This is a genomic window from Colwellia psychrerythraea (genome assembly GCF_000764185.1).
GTDB classification, from domain to species: Bacteria; Pseudomonadota; Gammaproteobacteria; order Enterobacterales; family Alteromonadaceae; genus Colwellia; species Colwellia psychrerythraea_B.
The window spans coordinates 19413-38287 of the sequence record NZ_JQEC01000038.1; the positions used below are offsets into that span (position 1 = coordinate 19413).

Annotated in this window: 21 protein-coding genes; 3 read left to right on the forward strand and 18 right to left on the reverse strand. The window is 37.8% G+C overall.

Features of this window, described 5'->3' with window-relative positions; genetic code table 11:
- Positions 1-474 precede the first annotated feature (474 nt).
- The 12 genes from rpsQ to GAB14E_RS10115 form a co-directional block, all read right to left on the reverse strand.
- Positions 475-726 (reverse strand): 30S ribosomal protein S17, encoded by a 252-nt coding sequence (gene rpsQ, locus GAB14E_RS10170; protein ID WP_033082646.1) that lies wholly within the window; start codon positions 724-726, stop codon positions 475-477.
- The gene (gene rpmC / locus GAB14E_RS10165) at positions 726-917 is read right to left on the reverse strand and encodes a 50S ribosomal protein L29 (RefSeq protein WP_033082647.1); all 192 of its coding nucleotides are present in this window, start codon (positions 915-917) and stop codon (positions 726-728) included. The genes rpsQ and rpmC overlap by 1 nt, the downstream gene beginning before the upstream one ends.
- Positions 917-1330 carry a 50S ribosomal protein L16 gene (gene rplP, locus GAB14E_RS10160; RefSeq protein ID WP_033082648.1) on the reverse strand — a complete coding sequence of 138 codons (414 nt, stop codon included), beginning with the start codon at positions 1328-1330 and terminating at the stop codon, positions 917-919. Before rplP ends, rpmC begins: the two co-directional genes overlap by 1 nt.
- An 11-nt stretch (positions 1331-1341) precedes the next feature.
- Positions 1342-2037, reverse strand: a complete 696-nt coding sequence (rpsC, locus tag GAB14E_RS10155; RefSeq protein ID WP_033082649.1) for a 30S ribosomal protein S3 — start codon at positions 2035-2037, stop codon at positions 1342-1344.
- A gap of 12 nt (positions 2038-2049) precedes the next feature.
- Positions 2050-2382 carry a 50S ribosomal protein L22 gene (gene rplV / locus GAB14E_RS10150; RefSeq protein WP_033082650.1) on the reverse strand — a complete coding sequence of 111 codons (333 nt, stop codon included), beginning with the start codon at positions 2380-2382 and terminating at the stop codon, positions 2050-2052.
- Between the two features lie 10 nt (positions 2383-2392).
- On the reverse strand, positions 2393-2668 hold the full coding sequence (gene rpsS / locus GAB14E_RS10145; RefSeq protein WP_011041718.1) for a 30S ribosomal protein S19: 276 nt from the start codon (positions 2666-2668) through the stop codon (positions 2393-2395).
- Positions 2669-2765: 97 nt separating this feature from the next.
- The gene (gene rplB / locus GAB14E_RS10140) at positions 2766-3590 is read right to left on the reverse strand and encodes a 50S ribosomal protein L2 (RefSeq protein WP_033082651.1); all 825 of its coding nucleotides are present in this window, start codon (positions 3588-3590) and stop codon (positions 2766-2768) included.
- 12 nt (positions 3591-3602) lie between these two features.
- Positions 3603-3905, reverse strand: coding sequence for a 50S ribosomal protein L23 (gene rplW, locus GAB14E_RS10135; RefSeq protein ID WP_011041720.1), 303 nt, complete (start codon positions 3903-3905; stop codon positions 3603-3605).
- Complete coding sequence (gene rplD, locus GAB14E_RS10130; RefSeq protein WP_033082652.1) at positions 3902-4507, reverse strand: 50S ribosomal protein L4; 606 nt, start codon at positions 4505-4507, stop codon at positions 3902-3904. The genes rplW and rplD overlap by 4 nt, the downstream gene beginning before the upstream one ends.
- A 16-nt stretch (positions 4508-4523) precedes the next feature.
- Positions 4524-5162: a 50S ribosomal protein L3 gene (gene rplC / locus GAB14E_RS10125; RefSeq protein ID WP_033082653.1), complete on the reverse strand. Its 639-nt coding sequence runs from the start codon at positions 5160-5162 to the stop codon at positions 4524-4526.
- A gap of 13 nt (positions 5163-5175) precedes the next feature.
- The gene (gene rpsJ, locus GAB14E_RS10120) at positions 5176-5487 is read right to left on the reverse strand and encodes a 30S ribosomal protein S10 (RefSeq protein WP_019026497.1); all 312 of its coding nucleotides are present in this window, start codon (positions 5485-5487) and stop codon (positions 5176-5178) included.
- A gap of 411 nt (positions 5488-5898) precedes the next feature.
- Positions 5899-7368 (reverse strand): carbon starvation CstA family protein, encoded by a 1470-nt coding sequence (locus tag GAB14E_RS10115; protein ID WP_033082654.1) that lies wholly within the window; start codon positions 7366-7368, stop codon positions 5899-5901.
- A 400-nt stretch (positions 7369-7768) separates the two neighbouring features.
- On the opposite strand from GAB14E_RS10115, the gene GAB14E_RS10110 reads away from it, so the two are divergent.
- Both GAB14E_RS10110 and GAB14E_RS10105 read left to right on the forward strand, forming a co-directional pair.
- Positions 7769-9601 carry a sulfatase-like hydrolase/transferase gene (locus GAB14E_RS10110; protein ID WP_081967820.1) on the forward strand — a complete coding sequence of 611 codons (1833 nt, stop codon included), beginning with the start codon at positions 7769-7771 and terminating at the stop codon, positions 9599-9601.
- A gap of 6 nt (positions 9602-9607) precedes the next feature.
- Positions 9608-10015, forward strand: a complete 408-nt coding sequence (locus GAB14E_RS10105; RefSeq protein ID WP_081967821.1) for a diacylglycerol kinase — start codon at positions 9608-9610, stop codon at positions 10013-10015.
- Positions 10016-10203: 188 nt separating this feature from the next.
- Here GAB14E_RS10105 and GAB14E_RS10100 read toward each other — a convergent pair whose 3' ends face one another.
- The 6 genes from GAB14E_RS10100 to GAB14E_RS24185 all read right to left on the reverse strand — a co-directional run bounded on the left by GAB14E_RS10100 (position 10204) and on the right by GAB14E_RS24185 (position 15944).
- Complete coding sequence (locus GAB14E_RS10100; protein WP_033082656.1) at positions 10204-11763, reverse strand: PDZ domain-containing protein; 1560 nt, start codon at positions 11761-11763, stop codon at positions 10204-10206.
- A complete protein-coding gene (locus tag GAB14E_RS10095; RefSeq protein WP_033082657.1) occupies positions 11747-12304 on the reverse strand; it encodes a hypothetical protein in 558 nt (185 codons plus the stop codon). The genes GAB14E_RS10100 and GAB14E_RS10095 overlap by 17 nt, the downstream gene beginning before the upstream one ends.
- Entirely contained in the window at positions 12294-12833 is a 540-nt protein-coding gene (locus GAB14E_RS10090; protein WP_033082658.1) for an RNA polymerase sigma factor, read from the reverse strand. Before GAB14E_RS10090 ends, GAB14E_RS10095 begins: the two co-directional genes overlap by 11 nt.
- 421 nt (positions 12834-13254) lie before the next feature.
- On the reverse strand, positions 13255-14904 hold the full coding sequence (locus GAB14E_RS10085; RefSeq protein ID WP_033082659.1) for a Do family serine endopeptidase: 1650 nt from the start codon (positions 14902-14904) through the stop codon (positions 13255-13257).
- The gene (locus GAB14E_RS10080) at positions 14888-15415 is read right to left on the reverse strand and encodes a hypothetical protein (RefSeq protein ID WP_033082660.1); all 528 of its coding nucleotides are present in this window, start codon (positions 15413-15415) and stop codon (positions 14888-14890) included. The genes GAB14E_RS10085 and GAB14E_RS10080 overlap by 17 nt, the downstream gene beginning before the upstream one ends.
- On the reverse strand, positions 15402-15944 hold the full coding sequence (locus tag GAB14E_RS24185; protein WP_052093732.1) for an RNA polymerase sigma factor: 543 nt from the start codon (positions 15942-15944) through the stop codon (positions 15402-15404). Before GAB14E_RS24185 ends, GAB14E_RS10080 begins: the two co-directional genes overlap by 14 nt.
- Positions 15945-16261: 317 nt before the next feature.
- On the opposite strand from GAB14E_RS24185, the gene fusA reads away from it, so the two are divergent.
- Positions 16262-18367 (forward strand): elongation factor G, encoded by a 2106-nt coding sequence (gene fusA / locus GAB14E_RS10075; RefSeq protein ID WP_033082661.1) that lies wholly within the window; start codon positions 16262-16264, stop codon positions 18365-18367.
- The last annotated feature ends 508 nt before the right edge of the window (positions 18368-18875 follow it).

The window sequence follows — 18875 nt, forward strand, 5'->3', positions numbered from 1 at the left end:
AAATTGGCGCACTATTAAATTAAGCTCATAAAAAAAGACCTTAACAAATCAATGTTAAGGTCTTTTGCTATTTATTTACAGTGAAGTATTTAAAGTTTACTTAAGTATAAATATTAACTTTAGAGAGCATTAAGCTTTTGTAATTACGTGAACTAATTTCCACGTGTCTTCTCTTTAAAGGTAAGCGCAGCAGACTTAGAAATTGGCGCACTATCAAATTAAGCGTATAAAAAAAGACCTTAACAAATAAGTGCTAAGGTCTTTTGGCAACTATTTAAAGTTTAATTAAGTATAAAACCTAAATTAAGCTTTTGTAATTACGTCAACTAATTTCCACGTCACTTTATGAGCAGACTTATCTATATTCCTAGGTATGTGCGCAATTTCCTAAGTTTAAATTTCACACATAAAAAAAGACCTTAACAAATAAATGTTAAGGTCTTTTGGTAACTATTTAAAGTTTAATTATAAAAATTAAGCTTTTGTAATTACGTCAACTAATTTCCAGTTTTTAGACTTAGAAATTGGCGCAACTTCAGTAATAGTTACGATATCGCCTTCATTACATACGTTATCTTCATCATGAGCTTTCAACTTAGTTGAACGCGTGATGTATTTACCGTACATAGGATGCTTAACGCGACGTTCGATCATTACAACGATAGACTTATCCATCTTGTTACTGATAACAACGCCTTGTACTGTGCGGATTTTAACTTCGCTCATTACTTACCTGCCTTTTCAGTGATGATAGTCTTAACACGTGCAATATTGCGACGTACGATTCTTAGCAAATGAGTTTGTGCTAATTGACCAGTGCTTGCTTGCATGCGGTAGTTAAACTGCTCGCGAAGAAGTTCTAGTAATTCAGCGTTAAGCTCTTCAATGCTTTTTGCTTTAAGTTCGCTTGCTTTCATTACAATGCCGTCCTAGTTACGAAGGTAGTTTTGAACGGAAGTTTAGCAGCGGCTAAAGCAAATGCTTCACGTGCGATTTCTTCAGAAACACCTTCCATTTCATAAAGAACACGACCAGGAAGAATTTGGCAAACCCAATATTCTACTGAACCCTTACCTTTACCCATACGAACCTCAAGAGGTTTTTTAGTAATTGGCTTATCAGGGAATACGCGTATCCAGATTTTACCTTGACGTTTAACATGACGAGTCATGGCACGACGAGCGGCTTCAATTTGGCGTGCAGTCATACGACCACGCTCAACCGATTTTAAGCCGAAAGTACCGAAGCTAACTGAACTACCTACGTGGGCTAGGCCACGGTTACGTAGTTTAAATTGCTTGCGGAATTTAGTACGTTTTGGTTGTAACATTACTTATTCCTCTACTTCGCTTTACGGTTGTTCTTTCTTTTAGGCTTAGCAGCTGGTTGCTCTGCTTGTAATGGCATGTTGCCAATAATTTCGCCTTTAAAGATCCAAACTTTGATACCAATAACACCATAAGTTGTGTTACCACGCGCAATTGCGTAGTCAATATCAGCACGTAAAGTATGTAAAGGTACACGACCTTCACGATACCATTCAGCACGTGCGATATCAGCGCCGCCTAAGCGACCACTAACTTGTACTTTGATGCCTTTCGCGCCTAAACGCATTGCATTTTGCACGGCACGCTTCATAGCGCGACGGAACATAACACGACGTTCAAGTTGACTAGCAATGCTGTCTGCAACAAGCTGCGCATCCATTTCTGGCTTACGTACTTCAGCGATGTTGATTTGAGCAGGAACACCAGCAATTTTAGAAACGGCTAAACGTAGTTTCTCAACATCTTCGCCTTTCTTACCGATAACAACACCCGGACGAGCCGTGTGAATTGTTACGCGGATAGATTTAGCTGGACGTTCGATTATCACTTTTGAAAGTGATGCACGCTTAAGCTTTTCTTTTAAAAATTCGCGAACCTTATGATCGCCGTCTAAGTTGCTAGCAAAATCTTTGCTGCTTGCAAACCAAGTAGACGCGAAAGGTTTCGTGATACCTAAGCGAATACCGGTAGGATTAACTTTTTGACCCATACTAATATACTCCTAAGAATCAGACACAATCACAGTGATGTGACTAGTGCGCTTGATGATGCGATCGGCTCGGCCTTTCGCACGTGGCATAATACGTTTCATTGTTGGACCATCGTCAACTAAAATAGTTTTAACGAATAATTCATCAATATCTGCACCTTCGTTGTGCTCGGCATTTGCGATTGCTGAGTTAAGTACTTTTTTAACTAACTCTGCAGCAGATTTGTTGCTGTAAGTTAGAATTTCAAGTGCTTTCTCAACATTTACGCCACGGATTTGATCCGCAACTAAACGCGCTTTCTGAGCAGAACCACGGGCAAATTTATGTATAGCTATTGCTTGCATTTAATTTCCCCTATTTCTTCGCTTTCTTATCAGCGACATGACCGCGATAAGTACGAGTTGGTGCAAATTCTCCTAATTTGTGACCGATCATTTCTTCGGTTACAAATACAGGAACGTGTTGACGGCCATTATGGACAGCGATGGTCAATCCGATCATTGTAGGAATGATCATTGAACGACGGGACCAAGTTTTAATTGGCTTTTTATTCCCGCTTTCCACCGCTTTCTCTACCTTCGTCAACAAGTGTAGGTCAATAAATGGACCTTTCTTGAGGGAACGTGGCATGGTGAATCCTTATATAATTCAAATTCATCATGTTGAACTTAGTTATAACAAAAGTTTACTAAGTTCAAACAATCAGAATATTAGTTTAATGCACTAATTACTTAGTGCGACGACGTACGATAAATTTATCAGTACGTTTGTTCGAGCGAGTCTTGTAACCCTTAGTTGGTACACCCCAAGGTGATACCGGATGACGACCGCCAGATGTTTTACCTTCACCACCACCGTGTGGATGGTCAACTGGGTTCATGGCAACACCACGAACAGTTGGGCGAACACCGCGCCAGCGTGAAGCACCAGCTTTACCCAGAGAGCGAAGCATGTGTTCAGCGTTGCCGATTTCACCTAAAGTAGCACGACAATCTGCTTCGATTTTACGCATTTCGCCAGAGCGAAGACGTAAAGTAACGTAAGCACCATCTTTCGCAACTAATTGTGCGTAAGTACCAGCAGCACGTGCAATTTGCGCGCCCTTGCCTGGTTTAAGTTCGATTGCGTGAATAACGCTACCTAAAGGTACGTTACGTAGTGGCATTGTATTACCAGCTTTGATAGGAGCATCAACACCTGACTGGATAACATCTCCAGCACTTAAGCCTTTAGGGGCTAAGATGTAACGACGTTCACCATCTGCATATAATACTAATGCGATGTTAGCGCTTCGGTTTGGATCGTATTCTAAACGTTCAACTTTGGCTGGAATGCCATCTTTAAGACGTTTAAAATCAACGATACGATAATGTTGCTTATGACCACCACCAATGTGACGAACCGTAATGCGACCATTATTGTTACGACCACCAGACTTAGACTTAGTGTCTAATAATGGTGCATAAGGCTTACCTGTATGAAGCTCTTTGTTTACCACTTTAACTAGGTGACGACGACCCGGAGAAGTAGGTTTACATTTTACTATAGCCATTTTAACTGCTCCTTATGATTCCGCGCCAACGAAGTCGATGTCACTACCTTCTGCAAGAGTAACGTAGGCTTTTTTCCAGTCGTTACGACGACCAAAACGAGCACCGGTACGTTTTACTTTACCCTTAACATTAAGTGTATTAACACCTTCAACTGTCACTTCAAAAAGTTTCTCAACTGCGGCTTTAATTTCAGCTTTAGTTGCATCTGTAGCTACTTTGAAAACAACAGTGTTGTTTGCTTCAGCAGCTGTAGTTGCTTTTTCAGAGATATTCGGTGCTAAAAGCACTTTCAACAAACGTTCTTCGTTTATCATGCTAAAATCCCCTCAATTTCTTTAATTGCATCAGCAGTGATTAAAACTTTTTCGAAACCAACCAAGCTTACAGGGTCAATTGCTGCAACGTCACGAACGTCAACTTTATATAAGTTGCGTGCTGATAAGAACAAGTTCTCGTCAACTTCTTTCGTTACAATCAATACGTCTTTAAGCTCTAAACCTTTTAACTTAGTAACTAAGTCTTTAGTTTTAGGCGTTTCTACCGAAAATTCGTTAACTACTACTAAACGGTCTTGACGAACTAGTTCAGATAGGATGCTAGCGATAGCACCACGATACATTTTACGGTTAACTTTTTGGCTGTGATCCTGAGGTTTAGCAGCGAATGTTACGCCACCTGTACGCCAGATTGGACCACGAGTAGTACCAGCACGTGCACGGCCAGTACCTTTTTGGCGCCATGGTTTTGCACCACCGCCGCTAACTTCTGAGCGAGTTTTCTGAGCACGAGTACCTTGACGAGCACCAGCTGCGTATGCAACTACTACTTGATGTACTAACGCTTCGTTAAACTCACGTCCAAAAGTTGCTTCAGATACTTCAAGAGCACCTGTTGCGTCTTTTAATGATAATTCCATTAGAAAATCTCCTGGACTAAGCTTTAACAGCTGGTTTGATGATTACGTTACCGTTGATTGCACCCGGAACTGCGCCTTTAACAAGCAACAAGTTACGTTCTGCGTCAACGCGAACCAATTCAAGGTTTTGTGTAGTACAACGCACAGAACCCATATGACCAGACATTTTTTTGCCTTTAAATACACGACCTGGTGTTTGACACTGACCTAACGAACCGTTAGATCTGTGTGATAACGAAACACCATGCGTTGCATGTTGCATAGTAAAGTTCCAGCGTTTAATACCACCTTGGAAACCTTTACCTTTCGATGTACCAGTAACGTCTACTAATTTAGTGTCATTGAATAGCGCAACAGTGATTTCACTGCCAGCTTCAATATCACTACCTTCATTTTCGTTTAAACGGAATTCCCACAAGCCGCGGCCTGCTTCGATACCTGCTTTCGCGAAATGACCAGCAGCTGGTTTAGTTACACGGCTTGCTCTACGAGTGCCAGTTGTAACTTGTAACGCTGAGTAACCATCGTTGTCTACTGTTTTAACTTGAGCAACACGGTTTGCTTCAACTTCGATAACAGTAACAGGGGTAGAAACACCATCTTCTGTGAAGACACGAGTCATACCCACTTTACGTCCTACTAGACCTATAGTCATGTTAAAACTCCCCTTAGCCCAAGCTGATTTGAACATCAACACCAGCTGCAAGATCTAAACGCATTAATGCGTCTACAGTCTTTTCAGTTGGCTCAACGATATCAATCAGACGCTTGTGAGTACGAATTTCGTACTGGTCACGTGCATCTTTGTTAACGTGTGGAGAAGTTAAGATAGTGAAACGTTCTTTGCGTGTAGGAAGTGGAATTGGACCACGAACCTGTGCGCCAGTACGTTTTGCAGTATCAACGATCTCTGCTGTAGATTGATCAATCAAACGATGATCGAACGCTTTCAAACGAATGCGAATTCTTTGATTTGACATGAAGACAAATCCCCTTTTTAAAGAACAAAAAAATACGACCCTCTACTTCCTTATGTGCTGGAAGGGGGTGTATTAACTAATAAACATTCAACTCAAAATTAGAGCTGCTGTGAAATAAACAAGAATCTAGTTCTTCTTTATTTGGTGCTACAAGCCATTACTATAAGTAAAGTCTCTAGCAAAACACACTCAATTTGGCTGAATGCGAGCGCGTATTATACAAGAAACCTTATTATGTGCAAGCTTTCTTGTTGATTATTGTTAAGTAACCTGTTTTTAATGGGGTAGGGACTTCATAAGTTGCGTGATGTTTAGCTGGGATTGCAGAATAACCTTATTATTTTAACCGAAAATAGAACACATCATCTTATTATCCCTAATAAAAGTGATGTGTCATTGATATGTTGAAAATCACTCTTGTGCTGGGCTGGTACGTTTAGTGTGCAAAAAAGTTAAAGTTGTTAACAATAACATCGCAACAACTATACCTATATGTTGGCTGTAGTCGCTTGATAGATTAAAACCTATACCAGCAGTCATGATATAGGACACTGTTACACTGGTACCAATGATTGCTGGTATGCTGACAATCCAGTGGAATGTTCCTCGGTCAAATAAGTACTTAGTTGCTAACCAGAGCACGCTGGTTGAAAGTAACATATTTGAAAAAGCAAAATATCGCCAAATCAGTGAAAAATCAATTTTAGTCATAAAGTAAGCAATTACTAAAATAGGTACGGCTAATAAAATACGATTACGCATGCTTTGCGGAATATTAAAGGCATCAACTATGGTTAAACGTAGTGACCTAAAAGCGGTGTCACCCGAAGTGATAGGGAATATAGCAACTGCAATAATTGCCATTATACCACCTAACGCACCAAGGTAACTGGTGGCAATATGATTAACAACGAGTCCAGGGCCTCCTTGATCAAGCATGGCTTTAAGTTCAGTGTAGCCCTCTGGGAATGCTGCAATACCAGCGAGCGCCCAGACACAGCCAACAATGCCTTCTGAGATCATCGCGCCATAATAAACCGGTCGAACATACTTTTCGTTAGTTAAACAGCGCGCCATAATGGGAGCTTGAGTGGAATGAAAGCCACTAATTGCGCCACAAGTGATAGTCATAAATAATAATGGCCATACGGGTAAGCCATCAGGATTAGGTTCAAGGAAGTCATGACTAAAGTGATCATGATTAAAGTAACCGAGAAAATCGCCCATCACAGGTAAATTAGGGGCATTAAATAGTAATGAAATTGCAATTAAGGTAGTCATTACTATCATCAGTAAACCAAATAGCGGGTAGAGCTTAGTGATGATTTTATCGATAGGTAATAATGTTGCTAGGAAGTAATAACCTAAAATAAGAAATACCCAAAAAGTATTGCCTTCAAGAAAAGTACCTTCAAAGTAACTTAAACTACCCAGCAAACCCGCCGGGCTCATAATGAAAACTACGCCAACAAAGAAAAGTAGCATGGCAGTAAAAATCAGCATGATGCCTTTATAGAATATATTAAAGTAATGGCCGGCTATTTCAGGTAGGCTCTTACCATCTTCTTTGATGCTCATCACGCCGGAAAAATAATCATGAACGGCGCCACCAAGAATATTACCTAATACAATCCAAACCAGAGCAATAGGGCCATACAGTGCTCCGAGTATTGGGCCAAAGATTGGGCCTACACCAGCAATATTTAAAAATTGAATGAGAAAGGCTTTTACCGGGTGAATAGCAACATAATCGACTCCTTCTTCAAAACGCACTTGCGGTGTTTTTACATTAGAGTTAATTCCAGCCTGTTTTTCAACAAAGGGGCTATAAAATTTATACCCTATAATTAACAGCGTTATACATATAAAAAAGATAATCATATTAAGTGTGTCCTATATAAGGTTAAGTAACGACTTAAGCATCAGTAGTGCAGAGCACGATGATTGTATGACAAGCATTCTATATTACTGAATTATATTGCAATCAAAATGTTAAAAAATGCTATAGCTGATTATGAGTGCTTAACAGTGATTAGCCAATATTTCACAATACGGTTTAATTTCACTTGCTTTGGTCTCACTTGTTTTACCCTCAGTTAGTTTAGACAAATAGGTTTTTACAGAAACTTACAGCTGTCATTCAATTACTAACATTCCCCCTTAGTTGATTTACATTTTAGTTACAGTTATGTAACTGAGAGTAAAATTTCTTTCAATTAAGATCTATACACCTACCCTTTATGATGACATTCAGCTAATGATTCGTTAGCTGCCACTGCTAATGAACCTTTTCCTAACTCATCTACGATTTGCTACCCGATACATATTAATCAGTTTTGTCACTACTTTCACGTTGTTAACCGTATTTATCTATTCAGCTTATCAGCCTGACAGCACTAGTTCCTTTATTTATGGATTAAGTATTCCGAGTTATTATTATCTCGTTTACTTAGTACTAACCTTGATGTTAACGCCATTGCTATATTTTAAAAGAGCTGCGTTACTGATAATTATTCCTAAAGTAATGTTAGATCTATTTTTATTAGCTGATATTTTGGTTTTTAATGTTTATCGCTTTCATATAGATATGCTTTTTATAGAGATGACACTTTTTGATTTTCAAGGAATTGGCTTATCTTGGGGCATGGTTTTACTTGCAATGGTTGTTTGTATTGGCGTTGTTAGCCTACAACTTGCTTTTTTTAGCAAAGCCAAGCAGTTAATTGCTTTGAAAACAAAAAGCATTAATATAAGCATTATTGCTATGTTTCTACTTGGGCAAGGTATGCATATTTGGGGAAACTTTACTAAGCAAGAGAGTATTTTGGCATATACCCCTTACCTGCCATATTATGCCCCGACGACTTCAACGGGAAACATGGCAAAGTTGCAAAAACGCTACCCTGAATTTGTGGTGGTTAATAAAAGCAGTAATGCGCCTATTATTGACAATCAAACTTCGTCGCAACGTTTTAATTATCCTATTAAACCACTCGTTTTTAATGAAGTTAATAACAAAGCCTCATTAAATGTCTTGCTGTTTGTTGTGGAAAGTTGGCGCGCTGATATGCTGAACAGTGATATCACTCCTTATATAGCTGAATTCGCTAAAAAGAGTCATCAGTTTGAAAATCATTACAGTGGTGGCAATGCTACAGTCCCTGGGCTATTTAGCTTAATGTATGGCTTAAACCCAAGTTATTTAGCCAGCGCACAATCAGCACCTTTTAAACATCAAACTATGCTGACAAAAAGTTTTGCACAACATGGTTATGATATTAGTTCTTACAGTGGCTCTAATTTAAATCGTTTTGCGATGAAAGCGATGTTTTTTGGTGATATTTCAGAGTCACTTTATGTTTATCCACAACAGGGTAACAGCAGCAAAAAGGATCAAGCAGTGGCTACTAAAGTGATAAATGATCTTAAGTTAGCTGATCACGATAAGCCGTGGTTTAAGTTTGTATTTTTGACCTCATCTCACCATGATTATGATTACCCTGAGCAACATAGAAAATTTGTTCCTACCCCTAAAGTAACCGCTGAATTTCTTGTAAATAAACATATTAATGCTCAGCCATTTTTAAATGATTACCAGAATTCGCTACATTACATTGACTCATTATTTGAACAAATCCACCAAACACTAGTAAATACCGGCCAAGACAAAAACACGGTGATTATTGTCACTTCAGATCATGGTGAAGAGTTTAATGATAATAAAAAAGGTTTTTGGGGTCATGGCAGTAACTTTACTAAGGCGCAAACAACAGTGCCGTTATTAATGTATATTCCTGGACAGAAAGAAGGAGTTAAAGAAATGAATCGTACTGCTCATGTTGATGTAGCACCTACATTACTAAAGTATGTGCTAAATAACACTTCACCCTTATCACATTTTAGTTCGGGTTTTGACTTATTCGATTTGCCTGAAAAACGTGGTGTCGCTATGTCGAGTTATATTGATAAGGCTTATCTAGTTGATAACACCATATACTCCAGTGGTTTGTTAACCAATAAATACCATATTGACGATTTGAATAAAAAACCTGATACGATTAACTATCAGCAATTACAAATCTTGCGACAGCAAGATAGCCACTTCCTTCAGTAGGGTTATATGAATACCGACAAAAACAAATCAACAGATACAATCAACAAGCCAAATGGTATGGGATTGTCCCGGATACTTAAAGCAACACGCTGCTCAATGTTAGGCATTCAAGCGGCCTATAAACATGAGTCTGCATTTAGACAAGAGTTATGTTTATGTTTATTGTTACTGCCTGTTAGTCTATTTATTGCTAATAGTGGCATGCAGTTAGCACTATTAATAGGCTCACTAATATTATTACTGTTAGTGGAAGTGATAAATTCTGCCATCGAAGCAGTCGTTGACCGTATTGGTCTAGAACATCATGAATTATCGGGTCGAGCAAAAGACCTTGGTTCGGCTGCGGTTTTTCTCGCTATTGTTATTGGCATGGTAATTTGGGCTGGCGTTATCTTTGATAATTATTTTAGTTAGTAGATTACTGTAGTAGGTCGCTGTCGCAAGGTCGAAGCAGCATAAAAGGGGTAAAGTATTTACGCTATAACTTAGCTAAATAACTGTTATTTTAAAAAGCCGAGCAAAGTTACGTTAAATAAACTTTGCTTGGCAAATGAAGGGACTGTACTTTAACAACTAATTAGAGAGCTCAATTTTTAACTATCCTAATGTAAAGAACTACTGCCATCATTAGGCGCATCCCTTCTTCTTTCTAGAGCCATGCTACGCCTGTTCAGATAGCTTTCTTTTTCTAGCCTTTCAGTCGCTATTTTAATAGACGGTAAATCAATACTTAAATTAAAGCTCACTAGTAGTTGTGGCTGGTAGGTTTTCTCTAGTGTTACTAATTGCTCGCCTCGTTGAATTTGCATGGAAACTGTATCACCACTTTTTAATAAAGTAAGTGATGAAATTAATTTCTCTATATTATCCGTGGTGATATCTTGACCGTTAATGTTAACGATAATATCTAAAGTTTTTAGCCCTATTTTTTCAGCGAAGCTATGTTCATTGATATTGAAAATCTTTAACCCAGTACTTTTAGGAAAAACGATCTTATCGCCAGAGAAGCCAATTTTATTATCAAATTTTTCTGCTCTACTAATCAATATAACATCTTGATTGTAATTGTTATCTTGATAATAGTGTTGAATTTCAAGTATTAATTGTTCAAGTTCCAGCCTATTAATGCCTGCGAGTGCTTGGTATTCTGTCACTATTTCCTGTGTTTTGCTTGACGGTGTTTTTTCAGCAATTTGATAGTTTATTTTTGGCACTATTACTGGCATAAAACGTTTGTTAATTTTATTTTTTTTACCATTTCGCAAGAAGGTTATTTTTATTCGTTCACCAATATATAAGTTGGCAAAGTAAGCCTTTAACTGTTTGAAGGGACTGCTATCATCTGCCTTAATTCTATCGCCACCAAGGTGAGTAATTTTGTCACCACTTCTTAATTGTAACTGCTCTGCGAGTGTATAGGGTTTTACAGACACTATTTCAATTGCATCGCCATTGTTTTGATAGTCACTACTGGTCAATACACCAATATCTGTACTTATCGAGCCGTCGAAGCTTTGCACAAGCAGGTCGAATTCATCGCTTTGATTGCTATTTTCTAGTTTTGTCATTAACTGCCTTAGGCGATATTCTAATGGAGCAGGTAATTTTATATTTTCTGGATTATTACTTTCTGTGCCATTACTCTCTTGTAACAGAGGGAAAGCTTTAAAAATTTCCTTGCCTTTTGCCTCGCATAACTTTTTAATGTCACTGTTAACTTCTATTGACTCTATTTTCTGACCACTTGATAACACCTTGAGTTGGTAATTATGATCGGCCTTTACATCTAATAATACTGTTTGATACTTGAGATTTAGCGGTAAGTATCTAATGTGAATTTTGCTATTTTCTCTTAGTTTTTTATAAACTTTTGTAGGCCATTGCTCTACTACTACGATATGTTTTCCTACGCCAAAAGAGTACTGATATTCCCCTGAAATTATGCCTGCTCTATTGTTTACTCTTTCAAGATTATTTTCGTTATGGCGTGCTATTAATGAAATATAGCCGTCATCATTTTCTGCAGCTGAAACAAAACCCACTGATGCACACTGCTGTGCATTGGCATGAGTAGAAAACCCCAAAACTAATAAAATCATTAAAATTAGTGAACCATGCTTTTTTGTCCATAAAGCAATCCGCTCGTTAAATACTGTATTCATAACCTTCTCCTTGTTGTTTTGCACGTCTGTTGGTTTCTCGCATTTGCCTGATAAGCTTTTTACGTTGTTGCAACAGGGCAAGTTTATTTTGTGGGGTTGTCATTTTCATTAACTGCAAATCAAGTAAATGTATTCTTGATAATAATTGCGTTTGCTGAAACGTTAGAATGTCATTATTGACCAATTGCATCTCTACTGCTGAAGGTACAATTAACACTTGTTCAAGTTGATTCTGGAGCGTGTAGTTACTCCACATTAACCAACACGTAGCGGTAAGAAATAAAGACGCGGCTAGTGATGTGGCGAATGCTTTCGCGCTAGTATTTTTCTGCCTTATTTTTGGTAAATTAGCCTTCATTTCATGCCAAACTTGTGTGGGTGGTGTCATCAGCTGATAATGCTCAGCTGATATTTTTAGTGACCTTAGTTTTTCATGCTCAGTTAAACAATCAGGGCAAGTATTGAGATGGTGAAGTTCTTCTTGGTTTAATTGCTGCTTCAGGGTTAAGGAGGCTAATAATCGCTCATTATTAAGATGCATTTTTTTTTACCTCATTAGAGAGTTTTATTCTTTTTAACAGGCGCGAAATCATCGACTTTGAATAACTTGGGCTTTTAGCTAACAGCTTTGCTATTTCTTCATGGGTATATTCTTCAACAATAAATAACCACAAAACTAACCTTTCAATTTTTGACGATTTAGCCAACAGGGATTCAATTAACTGGCTATCAGAAAGTTGCTTTAATAAGTTACACTCTATTTCATCTTGGTATATTTCAACTTCATCAACCAAGCGTGTTCGTTCATGTTTCTTAATAAAGTTTAAGGTGTTGTTAAAAGCAATGCGTTTCGCCCAAGCAAGAAATGATTGCTTATACGAGTAGCTATGTAGTTTCTCAAATATATCGAGAAAGGTGTCTTGTAATAACTCTTGTGAACTAGCCTCATTTCGGCAAATTCGAAAAATTACGGTAAATATGTGTGGTGAAATTAAGCGATAACATCGCTCGAAAGCTTTATGATCTCCTTGCTTCATTTCATCAACTAATTGTTCATCCCAAATGTCCAAAACAAAATTCCTTGTTGTCCTTGTACGTAACTAAACAGCTCACGTGATAAAAACGTCGCAATTATTTTAATTCATTACCGATTAATCTTGATGGTGGTGTAATCACGCTACCGTGATAGGGAAATATCCTCCCGTTTTAGTCAGCACAACATTAGCTTGGTTCAAAGGGATAATACTAGTAAATACAAACATGTAGCGATTAACGGTGCATAGCGATTTATCAGCTAATGGCTAGTTTAAGTTACACAATTGTATTAGGAGGGGAGTTAACCAAGTAGTCGACCTAGGTATTGTTCGACTGCTTGGTTAGTATTTTTTGAAAAATCACCAATTGAATTTTATTATGAAGAATAGGGCTAACTATTCATTCGCGGTGAATAAGTCATGCCACATTCATCTTTTAAATTAATGTGGCAATCATTTAATTTCTTTTAGATGTGGTTGGAATCTTAGGCTCTGCTCGTAAAGCTCGCATGTTTTGTGTCGCTGCACTAGGACTTGCCCTATCATAAGCATTTGAGTCAAAGCGAAGCTCGCCTTTTCTATGTGCTACTCTGTTAGCACTCGCTATTTCTTCTAACTTAGCATTAGCAAGCGCTAATGAATAAAGGTCTAAGGTCAAATCGAAGGCGATTAATTTTTCTGGTTGATATTGTTTTGATAGCGTTAAATTTTGCTTGTCTCTTTGAATTGTTAAAGAAAGTTTTTGACCACTGGTTAAGGAAGTTAATGACTTAACCATAGTATTGAAATTTTCATGAGAAATGCTGTTATCATTAACCTCGACAATAATATCTCCCTCGATTAAACCAATAGACTGGGCAAAGCTCTCTTCATCAACTTGTTCAAGCTCAAAACCTAACCTACCTATGCGTGCAACCTTCTTTCCGGAAAAACCAAGCTTCCTATCAAACACTTCATTTCGAGTCAGGTGAATGTTCGGTTTCTTATAATTATTGCTTTTATAAAAATCGACGACCTCAAGTAAAAGCTGGTCTAACTCAAAAGTGATTATTCCTGGCAAGGTTTTATGGGTTATTAATGCTGGTTGCTTACTCTCTTTGGTGTCTGATGTCGGTAGTTGATAACTTACCTCAGGTAAAATAACGGGTTTATATTCTCCTGTTAACTTCAGTTTTTTATTATTTCGTACCACGTTTATTTTTACTTTTTCTCCAAGGTATAAACTGCTCATATAATGGCTAAATTGCTGATCAGGTGCTCTTTCATCCGCTTTTACTTTTACACCTGATAAATGGGTTATTTTATCGCCACTCCTTAACTTAAGTTGTTGTGCAAAAGAATTTGGCAAAACGGATAAAACAAGTAATGCAGTACCATTATCGACATATTCATTGTTAATAGCAGTGCCAATGATGTCATTTAGCTTTGCATAAAATACATTAGTGTAAGTCGTTGAAACTTCAGTGTTTTGATGAAAAGTGCCAATTTTTGTCATTAATTTTCGCAAGCGGTACTCTAATGAGTCAGGTAAAGATAAGTCATTAATTGTCGTATCATTCGAATTAACTTTTTTAGCGACAAAAACCTTTTCAGCGAAAAAAATAGAGGCGTCATCAGCCGCACATACTGCCTGATACTCACTTTTTACTCGTATTTCTGCAGCTTGCTCATTGGTTTGAAAATACTCAAGTTGATAGTGCTGATTAGCTTTGACATTTAACTGAATAGTTTTAAGAAATATATCAGCAGGCTTATATTTTGACGGAATTAAGTTACTCCGATTAAATTTTTTGAAACCTCTTGCCGTCCTCCTTAATTTTTTGTAACTTCTTACCGGCCACTGCTCAACCATAATGGTGTGTTTCCCTGTGGCAAAATAATAATTATGCTCACCAGCAATAATGGCACTTTTACCTTTTGTTCTTTCAAGCCCTTCACCATTGTGCGCTACAACCACAGTGACGTATGCTTGGTTATTTTTCTCGGCTTTATTAAAGCTTATTGTTGCACATTGCTCGGCACTGACATGAAGCGATGTTAGCGCTAAAACCAGCAGACTTAGCTTTGTTACATTCATTAAGTTGAACGTCTTAGATACTAAATTCATATTCAGCTCCTTGTTTGTTATTTATCATCTTGGTCATTAATTTTTTACGTTGCTGTAATAACTGTATTTTTTCATTTTGTGTTGTTGTTTGTTGTAATTGCAATTCAAGTAACCTGACTTTTGACAGCAATTGAACTTGCCCAAAGGTAGGGCTTGGACTTAATGATAACTGTGACTCAAGCTGCTGATTGACAACTAATACTTGCTCTAACTGGCCTTGCAAATGGTAATTACTCCACGCCAACCAGCCAACTGCTAAAAAAGTCACAGACGCTGCAACGCTGATAAACCACTGTATAGGTGATGTTTGTTTTACCTTGCTTTTATTAGCCATACGCTGTTGTATTGCTAGCCAATCACTTTGTGGGGCAGGTAATAACTCGATTTGCTCTACAGAGCTATTAAGTAGAGAGATTGTCTCGTGTTCATAGCTACATTGCTGACAAGATTTTAGGTGGACTTTTTCAGCAGAAGTTAACGGCTCACCTGACGTGTTTTTATTTATATGCATACTGTTTAACCTCTGACTTATTTCTTAATTTACGCAAGCAGCGAGAAACGATGGATTTGGAATAACTTGGGCTTTGAGAAAATAGCGTTGCGATTTCTTCATGACTATATTGCTCAACAATATAAAGCCATAAAATTAGCCTGTCATTTTCGCTAACCTTCTCTAATAAATACTCTAGTAAATTAGCTTGACTGATCGACTCATCAAATGATGATTCAATGATGGGTATCCCTTTTAAATACTCTACGGCTTTGTATGCTATTTTTTCCCGCTTAATAAAGTTAAAAGTGTTGTTGAACGCTATACGTTTTAACCAAGCGATAAAAGGGTAGTGATGATTGTATTGTGCGATATTTTCAAAAGCGTCAATAAAAGTATCTTGCAACAGGTCGCTGGCATTAGCGCTGTTCTTACAGATTTTATAAATAGCGGTATAAATGGTACTGGAGAATTCTTGATAGCAAGATGCTTGTGCCTGAGCATCGCCTCGTAGTAATCCTTCAATTTTTTTATCTTTCCATTTAGGCAAAATATATCCTTATTTGTTGTTATATCTATTGTAACAATTCAAACGGTATAATCGTCGCAATTATTTTCTTACCAAGAAACAACTGGAAAAAGAACGACATTTTTAATAGACAAAAAAGAACTCTATTTTCACCGCTATAATTTTTACCTATATATAAGCAGAAAACACTTAGATATATAATATTTTATTGATTCTTATGTTTGTTTGTATTTATTAATGGTATACTCGCGCGCAAATTTTCAACAATTCTGCTTTTCATGTTTCCTATATATAGGTTCAAAAAGCGGGATAGACCTTAAACTAAGTAGAGTAATGTAATGGCAGATTTATCCAAATACAGAAACATTGGTATCTTCGCTCACGTTGATGCTGGTAAAACCACAACAACTGAACGTATCCTTAAATTAACCGGCCAGATCCATAAAACTGGTGAAGTACATGACGGTGAGTCAACAACTGATTTCATGGAACAAGAAGCTGAGCGCGGTATTACCATCCAGTCTGCAGCGGTAAGTTGTTTTTGGAACGATCACCGTTTCAACGTTATCGATACTCCTGGTCACGTTGATTTCACAGTTGAAGTTTACCGTTCATTAAAAGTACTTGATGGTGGTGTTGGTGTATTCTGTGGTTCTGGTGGTGTTGAACCACAATCAGAAACTAACTGGCGTTACGCGAACGACTCAGAAGTTGCTCGTATCATCATGGTTAACAAACTTGACCGTTTAGGTGCTGATTTCTACCGTGTTGTAGACCAAGTTAAAAATGTTTTAGGTGCTAACCCACTTATTATGACTTTGCCAATTGGTGAGGAAGATGATTTTGTTGGTGTTGTTGATCTTCTTAGCGAAAAAGCTTACATCTGGGATGACACAGGTCTTCCAGAAAACTACGAAATCACAGATATTCCTGCTGACATGGTAGAAAAAGCTGCTGAATACCGTATTAAGTTAATTGAAACTGCTTTAGAAGTTGATGAAGACATGTTGATGGAGTTCTTAGAAGGGGAAATGGTTCCTACTACAGAACAAATCAAAGCGTGTATCCGTGCTGGTACTCGTGATATGACTTTCTTCCCAACTTACGGTGCATCTGCATTTAAAAACAAAGGTATTCAATTAATTCTTGATGCTGTTGTTGATTACTTGCCTTCACCTACAGATGTTGATCCACAACCACTTACTGATGAAGAAGGTGAGCCGAATGGTGAATACGCAATCGTTTCTGCAGATGAAACATTCAAAGCGTTAGCATTCAAAATCACTGATGACCGTTTTGGTACATTAACTTTCGTACGTATCTATTCAGGTACATTGAAGAAAGGCGATACCATTCTTAATGCTGCTACAGGTAAAACTGAGCGTGTTGGCCGTATGTGTGAAATGCAAGCCGATGACCGTAACGAGCTTACTTCAGCTCAAGCCGGTGATATCATTGCAATTGTTGGTATGAAAAGTAACGTTCAAACAGGTCACACATTATGTGATCCTAAGAACCCAATCATCCTAGAAGCTATGGTATTCCCTAAGCCTGTAATTTCAATCTCTGTAACACCAAAAGATAAAGGTTCAACTGAGAAAATGGGTCTTGCTATCGGTAAAATGGTTGCAGAAGATCCTACTTTTAAAGTTGAAACTGATCAAGATTCAGGTGAAACGATTTTATCTGGTATGGGTGAGCTTCACTTAGATATCAAAGTAGATATTCTAAAACGTACTTACGGTGTTGAATTAGAAGTTGGTAAGCCACAAGTTGCATACCGTGAAACAATCACAACAGCTATTGAAGATTCTTACACACATAAGAAACAATCTGGTGGTTCTGGTCAGTTCGGTAAAATTGATTACCGTATCAAGCCCGGCGAACCTGGTTCTGGTTTCGTATTCAGCTCTGTTGTTGTTGGTGGTAATGTTCCTAAAGAATTCTTCCCAGCTATCGAGAAAGGCTTCAAAGGCATGATGGATACTGGTGTTCTTGCTGGTTTCCCTGTACTTGACGTTGAAATTGAATTATATGATGGTGGCTTCCATGCTGTCGATTCATCTGCTGTTGCATTTGAACTTGCTGCTCGTGGCGCTTTCCGTCAATCAATTCCAAAAGCTGGTGCTCAGTTAATCGAACCTATCATGAAAGTTGATGTGTTTACGCCTGATGATCACGTTGGTGATGTTATTGGTGATTTAAACCGTCGTCGTGGCATGATCGGTGGTCAAGAAGCGGGTGTTTCTGGTGTTCGTATTAAAGCTGACGTACCTCTTTCAGAAATGTTCGGTTACATCGGAACTCTACGTACAATGACATCAGGTCGTGGTCAATTCTCTATGGAATTCTCTCACTATATGCCTTGTCCTAATAACGTAGCTGAAACTGTTATTGCAGAAGTTAAAGCGGCTAAAATAGCTAAAGACGCTGCTAGAAAATAGTTAACACTTAATTGTTAATTTAAAAGCCTACTTCGGTAGGCTTTTTTGTGTCTTAAATTTGATAACTAAGCGTTTAAGGCATGAAGAAAATTCCAACTGAATTATCTCAGCTAACAATACAGGTGCCTTGTCCTAATAACGGTGCGAAACTGTTATTGCAGAAGTTAAAGCGGCTAAAATAGCTAAAGACGCTGCTAGAAAATAGTTAACACTTAATTGTTAATTTAAAAGCCTACTTCGGTAGGCTTTTTTGTGTCTTAAATTTGATAACTAAGCATTTAAGGCATGAAGAAAATTCCAACTGAATTATCTCAGCTAACAATACAGGTGCCTTGTCCTAATAACGGTGTGAAACTGTTATTGCAGAAGTTAAAGCGGCTAAAATAGCTAAAGACGCTGCTAGAAAATAGTTAACACTTAATTGTTAATTTAAAAGCCTACTTCGGTAGGCTTTTTTGTGTCTTAAATTTGATAACTAAGCGTTTAAGGCATGAAGAAAATTCCAACT